General features: G+C 28.1%; 12 protein-coding genes. 5 read left to right on the top strand and 7 right to left on the bottom strand.

Translation table 11 applies throughout. The annotated features are described in order from the left end of the window. Positions 1-168: 168 nt before the first annotated feature. Entirely contained in the window at positions 169-3030 is a 2862-nt protein-coding gene (locus Q0J69_RS05125; protein WP_297204868.1) for an AAA family ATPase, read from the top strand. Between the two features lie 3 nt (positions 3031-3033). On the opposite strand, the gene Q0J69_RS05120 is transcribed toward Q0J69_RS05125, so the two are convergent. The 7 genes from Q0J69_RS05120 to Q0J69_RS05090 form a co-directional block, all read right to left on the bottom strand. Next, positions 3034-3414, bottom strand: a complete 381-nt coding sequence (locus tag Q0J69_RS05120; protein WP_297204866.1) for a hypothetical protein — start codon at positions 3412-3414, stop codon at positions 3034-3036. Between the two features lie 24 nt (positions 3415-3438). Then, entirely contained in the window at positions 3439-4086 is a 648-nt protein-coding gene (gene plsY, locus Q0J69_RS05115) for a glycerol-3-phosphate 1-O-acyltransferase PlsY (RefSeq protein WP_366030265.1), read from the bottom strand. Positions 4087-4090: 4 nt separating this feature from the next. Then, positions 4091-5509, bottom strand: coding sequence for a ribosome biogenesis GTPase Der (gene der, locus Q0J69_RS05110; RefSeq protein WP_297204862.1), 1419 nt, complete (start codon positions 5507-5509; stop codon positions 4091-4093). A gap of 533 nt (positions 5510-6042) precedes the next feature. Then, a complete protein-coding gene (aspS, locus tag Q0J69_RS05105) occupies positions 6043-7806 on the bottom strand; it encodes an aspartate--tRNA ligase (protein ID WP_297204861.1) in 1764 nt (587 codons plus the stop codon). Positions 7807-7917: 111 nt separating this feature from the next. Beyond that, a complete protein-coding gene (locus Q0J69_RS05100) occupies positions 7918-8817 on the bottom strand; it encodes a nicotinamidase (protein ID WP_297204859.1) in 900 nt (299 codons plus the stop codon). A gap of 131 nt (positions 8818-8948) precedes the next feature. Further along, positions 8949-9869: a PepSY-like domain-containing protein gene (locus tag Q0J69_RS05095; protein WP_297204858.1), complete on the bottom strand. Its 921-nt coding sequence runs from the start codon at positions 9867-9869 to the stop codon at positions 8949-8951. A gap of 666 nt (positions 9870-10535) precedes the next feature. Next, on the bottom strand, positions 10536-10931 hold the full coding sequence (locus tag Q0J69_RS05090; protein ID WP_297204857.1) for a hypothetical protein: 396 nt from the start codon (positions 10929-10931) through the stop codon (positions 10536-10538). Between the two features lie 161 nt (positions 10932-11092). On the opposite strand from Q0J69_RS05090, the gene Q0J69_RS05085 reads away from it, so the two are divergent. The 4 genes from Q0J69_RS05085 to Q0J69_RS05070 are packed head-to-tail and all read left to right on the top strand — an operon-like array spanning position 11093 to position 14357. Further along, the gene (locus Q0J69_RS05085; RefSeq protein ID WP_297204856.1) at positions 11093-11860 is read left to right on the top strand and encodes a phosphate ABC transporter substrate-binding protein; all 768 of its coding nucleotides are present in this window, start codon (positions 11093-11095) and stop codon (positions 11858-11860) included. Between the two features lie 4 nt (positions 11861-11864). After that, positions 11865-12788 carry a phosphate ABC transporter permease subunit PstC gene (gene pstC, locus Q0J69_RS05080; RefSeq protein WP_297204855.1) on the top strand — a complete coding sequence of 308 codons (924 nt, stop codon included), beginning with the start codon at positions 11865-11867 and terminating at the stop codon, positions 12786-12788. Then, on the top strand, positions 12785-13615 hold the full coding sequence (locus Q0J69_RS05075; protein ID WP_297204854.1) for an ABC transporter permease subunit: 831 nt from the start codon (positions 12785-12787) through the stop codon (positions 13613-13615). Before pstC ends, Q0J69_RS05075 begins: the two co-directional genes overlap by 4 nt. Next, positions 13608-14357: a phosphate ABC transporter ATP-binding protein gene (locus Q0J69_RS05070; RefSeq protein WP_297204853.1), complete on the top strand. Its 750-nt coding sequence runs from the start codon at positions 13608-13610 to the stop codon at positions 14355-14357. Before Q0J69_RS05075 ends, Q0J69_RS05070 begins: the two co-directional genes overlap by 8 nt.

Raw genomic sequence — 14357 nt, 5'->3', positions numbered from 1 at the left:
AATTAAGATTTTAGTAAATATATAACCTATAATGAATCTATGATTCAGTATTATTTATTAAGATTGATTTTTTTCCATACGATTGTATAATTACTGTAATTAATTATTGTAAATGACGATAATAATTAGAATATATAATATTTAAGTATTGAAAAGATAGGAAATAAGATGTATATAAAGAATCTTAATTTGCACGGATTCAAATCATTTGCCATAGAAACAAATATAGAGTTTAATGAAGGTGTTACTGTGGTTCTTGGACCTAATGGTATAGGAAAAAGCAATATAGTAGAGGCGTTTTTATGGGTTATGGGAGAGCAGTCCGCAAGCAGATTAAGAATAGACAGTGCCAAAGGGCTTGAAAGTGTTATATTCCATGGCACTGATACTAGAAAGCCGTCTTCTTTGGCTCAGGTTGCTCTTACATTAGATAATAAATCAAGATGGATAAAGAAGTATGATATTGATGAGGTTATAGTAACACGTAAATATTATAGGAAAGGATTATCAGAGTATTATATCAATGATGAGCAGGTGAGATTAAAAGATATTGTTGATATGTTTCTTGATACGGGTTTGGGTAAGAATGCCTACTCTGTAATTAAGCAGGGTACTGTTTCTGAGATTGCAAAGCAAAAACCAGAAGAGAGAAGGAGTATTATTGAAAATGCCGCTGGAATAAGTAAGTATCTAGAGAGAAGAAGAGAGGCGGCAAAAAAACTTGAAGAGTCTGAGAGAAATCTTGATAATGTAAAAATAGAAATAAAGAATGCTGAGAAATATTATAAATCTTTAAAAGAACAGGCAGCTAGAACAGAAAAATATTATTCCTTAAAAGATGAGCAAAAAAAAATAAATATAAGTTTGAATGTTAATCAGGTTAAAAAATTAAGAATTACATTAGAAGAGCAGACAAAGAGTTTAGAAGAGCATAATAATAAAAAACAGGAATTAGAGAAAGAGCTTGATGATTTAGACAATCAAAAACAGCAGGAGCTATTGAAATTTGAAGAAACTAGAAGTTTGTCTATAGAACTCGATAAACAGGTATCATTGATTATTACAGAACTTACGCATATAGAAAAAATGTCTAATCAGCTTAAAAATCAGCTTGATAATGCCAGTAAAGAAAAAGAAGAAACTATAAACAGAAAAAATATTTTATTAAAAAGAATAGAAGAAGATAAAAATAAAATAGCAGAACTTGAAGAGGATGTAAAAACAATAGCTGAAAATATAGAAAGGTCTTTAAAAGAGCAGGAAATAGAAGAAGGTAATATTGCAAATGAGCAGAATAAAATAGCCGCTTTAAATGATCAAATATCTATAATAACTCAGGAAAATCAAAATGCAGCATTAAAAATTGCAGATGCCAGAGAAAGACAATTAGAGGTTATAAATAAAATTATAACAGAGATAGATGAAAAGAAAAAAGATGTCATGGGAAACAGCTTTTATCAGAATATAGGAAAGCATGAATCTGACATTGATATAGGTTTTAATAATCTCCTTAATTCAATTAATACAAAGATGAATACTATAAAAGATTTTGAGGAGGACGGAGTATTATTAAATTTAAATGAACTTAATTTTAATTCCATTTCAAGTTTTATCAAGAATTTAGCTGAGAGTTTAGAAACTGAGAAAAAAGATGCTTTATTTCTGCAGGGCATATTTAAAGAGTATACTAAGATAAAAGACCCTTTTGTAGATTTGCTCTTTGATAAAGAGGGTACTTATATGCAAAAAGAAGCAATAGATAAAGAAATATCAGACCTTGAAGCATTTATTAAAGCCAATATAGAAAAAATAGAAGAGATTAATAATGATATAAGAATTTCAACAGAGAATATAAATAAATCAAATTCTGCCCTTACCACTCTAACTATAGAAAGAGCAAAATATGAAACAAACAGAAAGGCATCTGAAGAGAGAAAAGACATGATATTAAAAAGCATGAAAATAGTTGAAGATGAATTTGTTTCTCTAAATGAAAAAATAAATAGACTTGAAGAGGATTATAAAAATCTTAATGAAGAGTATAAAGAAAACTCAATTACTTATAAAGAATTAGAAAAGAAAAAATCTAAAACAGAAAGCGAATCAAGACATAAGGCAAATGAAATAAAAAAGGCTGAATCTGCATTATCAAATTTTGAAACAAGTTTAGCTAAGCGTGTAAAGAGATTAAATGAGATAAATGAAAATATTACAAGAGTAAGTGAGAGAATCAATCAGAGTAAAGATAAGATTAATGATATATATACTCATTTCTATGAGAATTATGCTCTTAATTTGAAAGAGTTTGAAGAGAATACTCAAAACTTAATAGATGAAGAAACATTTAAAAATAAATTAAATACTGTTAATGAAAAAATAAAAAATCTTGGACATATTAATGAAATGGCTTTGGATGAATATCAGGAGGCTAAAAACAGATTTGATTTTTTGAGTAAGCAGAAAGAAGATTTAGAAAAATCCAAAGAAGAGATATTAAAGATAATAGCTGATGCCAATAAAAAAGCGGGAGAGGATTTCTTAAAAACGTTTAATGAAATAAATAAAAAATTCTCTGAAACTTTTAAAATATTATTTGGCGGCGGTAATGCAGGATTAAAAATACAAAATGAAGAAGATCTATTAAATAGTCCTATTGATATATTCGCTCAGCCGCCGGGAAAAAAAATGGAAAATATAGTTTCGTATTCAGGCGGAGAACTTACTATGACAGGGCTTGCATTAGTATTTGCCATATTCTTATACAGACCTAGTCCTTTCTGCATACTTGATGAGGTAGATGCCGCACTTGACGGAGCTAATATTATCAGATACAAAAACATGGTAAAAAATCTCTCCGATAAAACACAGTTCTTAATCATTACGCATGATGAAGTTTCAGCCACTATTGCGGATGCATATTATGGAATAACAGCGGAAGAAAAGGGCGTGTCCAAAATATTTACTGTAAAAGTGGATAAAGACGGAAAAGTTAATGGAAGTGAGGAAAAGTTAGTAACAGAAGAAAAATAAAAACTAATTTACTTTTGACAGAGTACCTTCTGTTGTAGTATTATCATTATTTTCTATTGTTAATTTCATGTATGTATTATAAAAAGTAAATGAATATCTTTTGTTGTTTTTGCTTGCATGATATGAATCATTTGAAGTCTGTATTAATTCACTGTTTTCTATTTTTATATAACTGTCATATTGTGTTCCGCCTTCTATAGTAATTTCTATAGAACCGTATTCATCATAAATTAAAATGCATTTATTTGCTATAAGGTCTTTAGTATTTGAAGAAGTGCTTACTGCTCCTTCATATCTGCTTGTAGTTTTTGTTACATTATTGCCGCAGCTGAAAACAAAAACTATATAAATAGATAAAGTTATAATTTTAATAAAATTTTTCATAATTGCCACATAAATATAGTAAATCTATTTTTTAGAAAAACTATTCTCTTCTCCTTTAAGCATTCTTTTATAATTTGGTATATGCTTTATTATAATGAATATATCAAGAAGTATAGCTATTGGAAGGAGAACTATAAAGTTTATATTAAAAAATATTCTGTATAAAAAATTAACTTTGAAGTATAATAAACTTAAAACAATAGGAAAAGCAACAGCTCCAAATGTAGAGCCTATAGCAACAGTTTTTCTTGAAGCAAATAAGCCTATAAAGAAAAACACCATAGTAATAATTAAACTAATAGGTGCAAGCATAAACATTGATCCTGCACTTGTTGCAACACCCTTACCTCCTTTAAATCCCAAAAATATAGAAAACGCATGACCAAGTATTGAAGCAACAGCACATGCTACTAAAATATAGCTATGAGTTGAAATTATTCCAGAAAGAATAAAAGAAGGAATAACAACAGCTATCATCCCTTTTCCTATATCGCATATATAAGCAGCAATTCCAGCCTTTTTACCGCATACCCTAAGTACATTGCTGGCACCGGGATTGCAGCTGCCTTCCTTTCTTACATCATGTCCGTTTATCTTTCCTATTATAAAAGAAAATGGTATAGCTCCGATTATATAGGATATTAATATGCTTATTATAATTTTAATTATCATATTTTTAATCTCCATATTTTTTTCCCCTCTTTCTGAAATTAAGTATTATAGGTGTTCCTCTGAAGTCAAACATCTCTCTGAATCTATTTTCTAAATATCTCTTATAATGTGAATTTAATTTATGTGGGTGATTGCAAAAAACAGCAAAAGCTGGAGGATTTACTCCAGTCTGAGTAACATAGTAAATCTTAAAAGGGTTTCCTCCTGCAGATATAGTATATTCTCTAGTAGCTCTAACCATAGTTTCTGTAAGTGCATGAGTTTCAAATCTTTGAAGTCTTGTTTTGGCAACCCTAACTGCAAGGGATAAAAGTTTTTCTGCATCATTTTTTCTAGTAGCACAAACTCTAGCATAAAAGGCATAATTTAAAACAGGAAAAGTTTCTTTCATATAAGCCTCATAATCATTCCAAGTGATGCCTTCCTCTCTTATATCCCATTTATTTGCAGCTATTACAATTCCTTTTCTTCTCTCTATTATAAGATTAGCTATTGTTTTATCCTGATCCGTAAGTCCCTCAAAAACATCAAGCATAAGTATGCATACATCCGATGCTTCTATAGCTTTTATTGCTCTGTTTACGCTGTAGTATTCAACATCAGTATTAACATTTTTTTTCTTTCTTATTCCAGCCGTATCAACTAGGCATATATCATCGCCTTTAAAATTAAAAGTTTCATCTATGGCATCTCTTGTAGTTCCTGCAATATCTGAAACTATGCTTCTATCTTTACCTATTAAAGTATTAAGCAAAGTGGATTTACCCGCATTGGGCTTACCTACTATTGCTATATTAATAATTTTGTTTTCTTCTTCTGTTGTTATTTCATTATCATATTCTTCTTCATTATTATTATCATACTCTTCTAAATTTTCTTCATCTTTAATATCTATGCTTGATCCTCTCTCAGCATCTAAATCAACCCCTACGCTTTCCAACAATTCAAGTATCTTCTCTCTCAAATCATCAATACCATTATTATGCTCGGCACTAATTGGTACTATATCTTTTATACCTAGAGAGTAAAATTCATTTATTAAACTATTATGAGAATCCGCATCCACCTTATTAACTACAAGTATAATAGGTTTTCCAGATTTTCTTATAGTATTTATAAAATGTCTGTCATCTGGATGATACTGATGGGCATCTACTAAAAATAAAAGTATGTCAGCTTCTTCCATAGCAGTTTTTAAAGCTTTCTCTCTTACCTTCTCATTTAATACATCATCACTTATATCAAGAAGTCCTCCAGTATCAAATACATTGAATGCTATGTCATCAATATAAGTGCATGCCATACTTATATCTCTGGTAACACCTGCCATAGGATCAACTATAGATTTTCTCCTTCCTGCAAATCTATTAAAGAGAGTAGATTTACCAACATTAGGTCTTCCGAGTATGGCAATATTTTTCATTTATTAAAACCTTATACTATAATTATGTATGAATTGAAATAATACCATAGTTTTTAATATATTGCTATTATATTTTTATTCTATAATGATGAGATTTTTTTAATTATATTAAAAGCCTATAGGCTGGAAAAATGTAAATAAAATTAAAAAAAATTAATTACATACCCCGCCCTTATAAATTTATTATCTTAATAAAGATTGCATTCTAATTAATTTTGCTGTTTCATTAAAAAAGCACCCCCGCCCAAGTTTTAATTAGATTTAAAATCTATTTAACGCACGGTGAGCAGATTCAAAATATAATAAAAGTTGGATTATTAATCTATTTATATTTTTAATTTAGCTAACCGTGCGTTGTGGTATATTTAAAATTAAAAAAACGCTTGGGTGGTGCTTTAATTTCTAATGAAGCAATAAAAAAATAAAAAATAGAAATAATAGATAAAATTAAAAAATCATAGAGGGCGGGCAATGAGAATAAATTAAAAAAATAAAAGCCCCTTATTATTAAGGGGCTTTATTTTATATTAAAATTATTCTTCAACTTTCAAATGAAGCTCTTCTAATTGATCATCATCAACAGTGGAAGGACATCCGCTCATCAAGCACTGACCTTTTTGAGTTTTAGGGAATGCTATAACCTCTCTTATGCTGTCCTGTTTTTGTAGAAGCATAACAACTCTGTCTATACCATAAGCCATACCGCACATAGGAGGAGCCCCATATTTCAAAGCATCAAGTAAGAAGCCGAATCTTATTTTTGCCTTCTCATCTGATATTCCTAACAAGCTGAATATTTTAGCCTGTACTTTGCTGTCATATATACGCTGACCGCCGCCGCCTATTTCATTACCGTTTAATACTAAGTCATAAGTATCGCTTCTCACTTTTAATACATCAGTATCTAATAGAGGAACATCTTCAGGTACAGGTGCTGTAAATGGGTGGTGAGTAGCGGATATTCTTTTTTCTTTATGATCATATTCAAATAATGGGAACTCTACTACCCATAAGAAATTTAATTTATCTTTATCTATTAAGTTTAATTTTTCAGCAACTCTTAATCTTAAATTACCCAAAGCATCATAAGTAACTTTTGGAGTATCAGCAACAAAGAAAAGTAAATCGCCTTTTTCTGCTTTTGTAACTTCTAATATTTTTTTCTGATTGTCTTCAGAGAAGAATTTTACTATATTAGATTCAAGTCCGTTTTCAGTAACTCTCATCCAAGCAAGACCTTTAGCTCCAAATATGCCTACATATTTTGTAAAGTCATCAATATCCTTTCTGCTTAATTTATTAACGCCGCCTTTAGCATTCAAACATCTTATTATAAATTTGTTGTCTAAAGCATTTTTAAATACAGCAAAATCGCATCCTCTTACAGCATCTTCAACATTAACAAGTTTTAACTCAAATCTAGTATCAGGCTTATCGCTTCCGTACATCTCCATAGCATCATAATAATTTAATCTAGGGAAAGGTGTAGGCAAATCAATATCATAAACATCTTTAACTATATTAGCAGTAACTTTTTCCATAATAGATAAAAACTCATCAGTATTAAGGAAAGAAGTTTCAATATCCACTTGAGTAAACTCAGGCTGTCTGTCTGCTCTTAAATCTTCATCACGGAAACATTTAGCTATTTGATAGTATCTGTCAAAACCGCCTATCATAAGTATTTGCTTAAATATTTGAGGCGACTGAGGAAGAGCATAAAAATCACCAGCATTAAGTCTTGAAGGAACTAAAAAATCTCTTGCCCCTTCAGGAGTACTTTTATTTAATATAGGAGTTTCTACATCTATAAAACCATTGTCAGCTAAATGTTTTCTAAAAGCATTAGTAATTTGAAATCTTTTATATAAGTTATTGAATACTTTAGGTCTTCTTAAATCTAAATATCTGTATTTAAGTCTTATATCTTCTCCTGTATCAATATCATCTTCTAATAAGAAAGGAGGAGTTTCAGATGTATTGAGTAGTTCTAATTTTTCAACCATCACTTCAATTTCACCTGTAGGTATTTTAGGATTAACCATTTCAGCACTTCTAGCCCTTACCTTTCCTTCTACACTAATAACATATTCACTTCTTAAATTTTGGGCGTCATTATGTGCTTCTTTATTCACTTCTGGGTTAAATACTATTTGTACAAAACCAGTTTTATCTCTTAAATCTACGAATATTACTCCGCCATGATCTCTTCTTCTTAAAACCCAACCAGCTAATTTAACTTCTTTGCCGATATCGTTTTTTGTTAATACTCCATTGTAAGCACTTTTAAAACGCATATTAATTTCCTTCTTTAAAAATAAATTCTAATAATAAATTTTTTTTTGTAGTTTAAATAACATAATAATTATATTATAAATAAGCATAAAAATCAATGATTTAAAACTATATTATACATTCAATAATTTTATGCCATATATATTTGAAAGCTCATTATATTTTTGTTCGCATGCATTATTATCACCTATAGCACTGCAGCAGTTCATCATTACATTAACTTTTTCTGTTGTATTTCTATCATTATTATAAAATTCGCAGAACTGTTTTACGCTTTCATAAACGCAGTAATCCTTAGCCTCTCCGCATACATATATATTCTCAGCATTCCTTATATCATAAACCCAAGAATTGTCATATTTTTTGCTTGATTCTGTGATTACTTCAGCCCTTATTACACCGTACATTTCTGTATAAGAATCCTCTCCTTTTAATATTTTTATTACAGACACTCTCTTTGCAATTTCAAAAAATAAAAGCATATTTGAAAGCTGCTTTTCTATAAGCCATCCGTCTGTAGAATTAAGACAATGATAAGGCCAAATAATTAAATTCTGACTGCCCTGCTCTTTCAATGCTTTGACATAATTTATCTGCATATCTTTATTATATGCTGGTATTATCTCATTATTTTCTATTTTTTCTAATGTAATCTCTGTAAAAGGAGGCACTATATTGCCACTTGAATCTTTCCACATTATAGGATGAAAAATAGAATCGTATCTATGAGTATCCAATGTAACATATATATTAGATATTCTATCCATATTATTATATATAAATTTGATTATCCTTTTTATATCATCATAAGCTCCATTAACAGCTAATGCACCTTTTTCTGCATCTATAAAATCTCTCTGCGGATCTACTATAAGTAAATTAATATCCCCAATAGAATTTTTGTTATCATATTGAGCTGCCAGTTTGCATATATCCTGCTGATTAATAGGATTTATTTCCTTGCCTATATAATCCTCATTTACTATACTTTCATAAGGTATTTTTGATGACATAATTAACTCTCTGTTTTATTTATTTTTTATTAGTATATAAATCTTTCAATTTAAATCAAATATTTTACAAAAAAAAAGAGCCTTTTTATAAAGACTCTTTTTTGTAGTTCTTAAGGAAAATATGATATTAATTAATCATCAAATTTTTGATATAATAGCTTTCCAGTTTTATCTATATAAAGCTCCATCATATTGCTCATTTTAATTTCATAAATATCTATATATTCCATATCTACTGCCCATATTTCAGCATTAGGATAAGTTCTTTTAGCAGTATCTAAAACAGCCTGAGGAACCGTAAACGGAGCATAGAAATTCTGCTGATTTGCCGCATTATAGTTATTCATAGCACCTGTATTATTAGCATCATAACCATATTGGGCATTATTATTCTGATTGCCTAAATTATTATCATTATTGTTATTATTTGCTTTTTTACTTAGCTCTTCAGCTGCTTTTATCAATTCTTGTGCTGCCAATTCATAAGGATTTTGTGAAGAGTTATTGTTCTGACCATAATACATATCATTATTATAACTATTATTATTATAGTTATTATCAGCTGCATAAGTATTTTGATTTCCATTAGGATTATTATAATAAGGACTGCTAGGATTTTGAGATTCTGTTTGAAGCATTTTTATTAATTCTTCATAAGGATTAACAAAAGTATTTTGTCCGCTGCCGTAATAATCATTATTGTTTTGATTATTATAATTATCAGAAGCAGCATTCATAGCATTCATAGCCTCTTGATAAGGATTATTATTATTGCCCTGATTTTGAGAGTAGCTGTCGTATTGCTGAGAGAAAGTAGGGCTGTAATAAATACTATTAGGGTCTTTTGCCTGCTGAGCTAAAGTTTTCATAAATTCATTATAATAATTATAGTAACTATTATTATTTGCTGCTGTATTATTATTTTGCTCAGCTGTATAATTATAATTATTTTGAGCCTCAGTATTTTGATAATTATATCCGCCGTACTGAGCAAATAAAATACTTCCAGATATTGCTAAAACAGGTATCGCTTTTAAAATTGAGTTCTTCATAAATACTCCTTTTTGTAAATATAATGTAAAGCATTTATTAGCTATATTTACATTATAATATATTTATTATATAATGTCAATTTTTTTTACAAAAAAATATAAATAAATTTACAATTTTATGTAAAAAATATCATTTTTTTATTGAAAATAGATCAAATTATGAACTTTACATAATTAAATAAAAAGTTTTGATTAACGCACGGTAAACAAATTGTTTAATATAACAAAATTTGAATTGCAAATAAAACTATATCTTTAATTTTATTCTGGTGCGGTAAATAAATTTCAGAATTTAAAAACGTTTGGGTGGGCAGTTAAAATACAGAAGTAAAATAAAAAAGAAATATAACATGAAAATTACAAATTAGATTGAAAGTCTATAGGGCGGGAGAGTGTAAATAAATTTTAAAAAATTAATTACATACCCCACCCCTATAATTTACTGCTTTTATAAAAACAGCATTTTTAATTAATTTTACTGTTTCATTAAAAAAAACATACCCACCCAAGTTTTGATTAAATTTGAAATTTTATTAACGCACGATTAATGTATTTTCTAATATAATAAAAATTGTATTATTTAACTATTTTATATTTTTTGTTTATTTTAGCGTGCGGTATTTCAAAAAAGCTAATATAAAAATATTTTAAAGTACAAATTATAATTTATTTCTTGGGCATGTTTCCTTTTGTTATACTGCCTTCTGTATAGTCTTTTATTTCTAAATTCATAGTATTATCAGCAAAAATAAAAATAAAATCTATTTTAAATCCAAACTCATTTACATTGGCAGTGTATTTAATATTAGATACCTTTTTCATATATCCTGATGATATGCTGTATGTTTTTTTATAGGTTTTATCAATATTATAAACCTCTCCTTTAACTGTACCATCAGAACTAACTGTAAATTTTCCCTGACAGTATAATTGTCCAGAAGATGCTGTTTGTATAGTTACATTACCCTCATAAGTTCCAGAATATTTACTGTTAAATTCAAATTTCTCTTTAGAACATGATGCCAAAAAAATTATCATAAAAATTGTTAATATTGTTCTCATTTTCTATCCTATTATTATTTTTTATATATAAAATATAATAAAAATGCTCAATTTGTCTTACTATTTTAATTATATAAGAATAAATTAAAATTAATTCATTGACTTTATATTTGAAAATGTTAAATTATTTATGATTGCAAATATTTATTAAGGATGGTATCATGTCAAACATAATATCTTTTGAAGGTTCATCTTCTTTAGCTCCTATAATATCTTCTATAGGTAATAAGTTTATGGGAGAAGCAAGTGAAAAAATATCTATATCAGTTTCAGCTTCAGGTTCTGGAGCAGGTTTAAAAAGCGTATTGGATAATAAAGCAAATTTCGGTATGCTTTCAAGAAAAATAAAAGACAGCGAAAAATCTAAAATGTCAAATTACAAAGAATATATAGTAGTTTCAGATGCTTTAACAATATCAGTTAATGCTAAAAATCCAATAGTAAAAGTAAAAGACAATTTGGATATAAATACTATTAAAAAAATCTTCTCAGGAGAATACAAATATTGGAGCGATGTAGATTCTTCTTTACCTCAAAAAGAAATAGCAGTTATAGTAAGAGATTCTGAGAGCGGAGCTTATGATGTTTTTCAGGAAGCTGTAATGTCAGACAGTAAAATATCTTCATCTGCTATTAAAACTTCATCTATGAAGGAATTATGCTCTAAAATATCAGAGAATGAAAATGCTATAGGATATGCTTCTTACGGACTTTATAATCAAAATAAAGATAAATTATTCGCTCTTAAAGTAGACGGAATAGAAGCAAGCAAAGAAAATATCTTAAATGGAAAATATAAAATACAAAGACCATTGATGCTTATTAAAAATTCTGATGTATCAGAAAGCGAAAATGCTTTTATAAATTATATATTCAGTGATGCTGGTAAAAAAATTATAGAAGAAAACGGATATATTCCTGTAAAATAATTGAATGTTGGAATACTCTAATATCTTAAAAAATAAGAAGCCCAATCTTAATTTAAAAGAAATTATTTTTTCTATATTTATAAAATTAATTTCGTTTTTATGCATTATGGTATTGGCTTTCATTATATTTTTTATAGTCAAAGAGAGTATTCCAATATTAAAACATACTGGAATATATGATTTTGTATTTGGAAAAGTATGGCGTCCTTTGGCATTAGGAGTTTCTGAAAGCTATGGGATTTTTTATATTATATTAGCAACAATATACACTGCATTTCTTGCCACATTTATAAGTTTATTTATAGGTATAGGATTTAGTATATTTTTAGTTTTTATAGCCAATGATTTTTTACGTTCTTTTTCTCTTTCTTTAATGGATTTAATAGTTGCCGTTCCTTCTGTTGTATATGGGTTTATAGGTTTAGTTATAATAGTAAAATTTTTTGAACATCTGCCAATATTAAATATGTCTGCAGGAGAATCCGTACTTGCTGCAAGCATACTTTTATCTTTTATGATACTTCCTTTTATAATATCAACTATTACAGAAAGCATGATGATATTAAAAAAGAACTATAATGATGTTTCTATTTCTCTTGGAATAGATAAATGGTATATGGTATCTGAACTTATTTTGCCGAACTCTAAAAATGCAGTTTTAGTAGGATTTATTTTGGCTATATCAAGAGCTTTAGGAGAAACTATGGCTGTTATGATGGTTATAGGAAACTCATTAGTATTTCCTACATTGCTTGGAAAAGCTGAAACAATAGCTTCTTTAATTGCATTAGAGATAGGAATGTCTGAGGTAAGAAGTTTACATTACAGTGCTTTATTTGCAAGCGGGGCTATACTTATGCTTACTTTATCTATTATAAATATAGCTGTGCATTTTTTGAGGAAATACTTACTTAAATTGGAATTATGAAAAATTTAATTAAAATATGGTCTATAATAAGTTTTGCTGTAATTATTTTTATAATAGCATTTATATTTATATTTATATTCTATAAAGGGAGAAATGCTATTAATATAAATTTCATTTTTGGAAAACCTGAAGGTATTATATTGGGAAAAGAAGGAGGGATATTTCCTGCAATAGCTGGAAGTTTATATACTTCCATACTTTCATCTTTAATATCATCTATACTTGGAATATCATCTGGCATATACTTGGTATTTTATAATAAAAATAAATTAATTAATTCCTTTTTTGATATAATATTTCAATGCATAGCAGGGATACCTTCTGTAGTTTTAGGACTATTCGGATATGCCATGCTGGTGCTGTATTTAGGATTTGGAAAATCTATACTCTCAATGTCAATAACTCAGTCTATTATGATTCTTCCTTTTATAGCCATAAGAATAAAAAAAGTATTAAAAGAATTGGATAATGATATAATAAACAGTTCTTACGCTTTAGGAATAAGCAAATCATACACTATAATTCATATAGTTTTAAAAGAGATAGGCGTAAAAGCATTATCTATAATAATGCTTGCTAATGCTTTAGCTATAGGTGCGGCTGCTCCTTTAATGTTTACTGGTGCTGTAATAAATGCCCCTTTAGCAGATTCAATATTTAAACCTTCTATGGTGCTTCCTTATCATTTATATATTCTTCTTACTCAGGGAATATCAACAGAAAATGCTTATGCTACAGCTTTTGTACTTCTTTCTATAGTTTTAATATTAAACTTTTTCGCTGTGCTTTTAAGATTCTTAAAAATTAAGGGTATAAAACATGAATAATATTATTTTAAAATTAAAAGATATATCTGTATGCTATGGAGAAAAAAATATTCTTGATAATATAAATATTGATTTTGAAAGAAATAAAATAACTTCTATAATAGGTCCAAGCGGATGCGGAAAAAGTACACTTTTAAAAACTATAAATAAAATAATATTAGAAGAAAATGATGCTATAATAAAAGGAAATATTTATTTTAATGATATAAATACAAATGATATGCCTTTAGAAACATTAAGAAAAAATATAGGTATAGTATTTCAAACCCCAACTCCATTTCCAATGTCAATATATAAAAATATAAGCTATGCTTTAAAATACTACGGACTGAACAAAAAGAAAATAGATGAAAAAGTTCAGGAAATATTGAAGATGACAAGTCTTTATGATGAAGTGAAAGATAAGCTAAACTCTTCGGCTTTAAAATTAAGCGGAGGACAAAAACAAAGGCTTTGTATAGCAAGAAGTTTAAGCGTAGAGCCTGATATACTGCTTCTTGATGAGCCTTGCTCCTCTTTAGATATTATAAACTCTAACAAAATAGAAGATACCTTATTAACTCTGAAAGAAAAATACACAATAATTATAGTAACTCATAATATAGCACAGGCAAAAAGAATATCGGATAATGCCGTATTTATGTATGAAGGCAAAGTACTTTCAAGCGGAAAATTAGAAGATATTTTTAATAACAATGAAAACCCTGTAATAAAAAATTATATAAGGCTTATGGACAGCTGA

Origin of the sequence: uncultured Brachyspira sp., from assembly GCF_944388875.1 — a bacterium.
In the GTDB taxonomy this organism is placed as follows: Bacteria; Spirochaetota; Brachyspiria; order Brachyspirales; family Brachyspiraceae; genus Brachyspira.
Note: the sequence above shows the minus strand (reverse complement) of the source record. Positions and strands in the feature narration are given on the sequence as shown.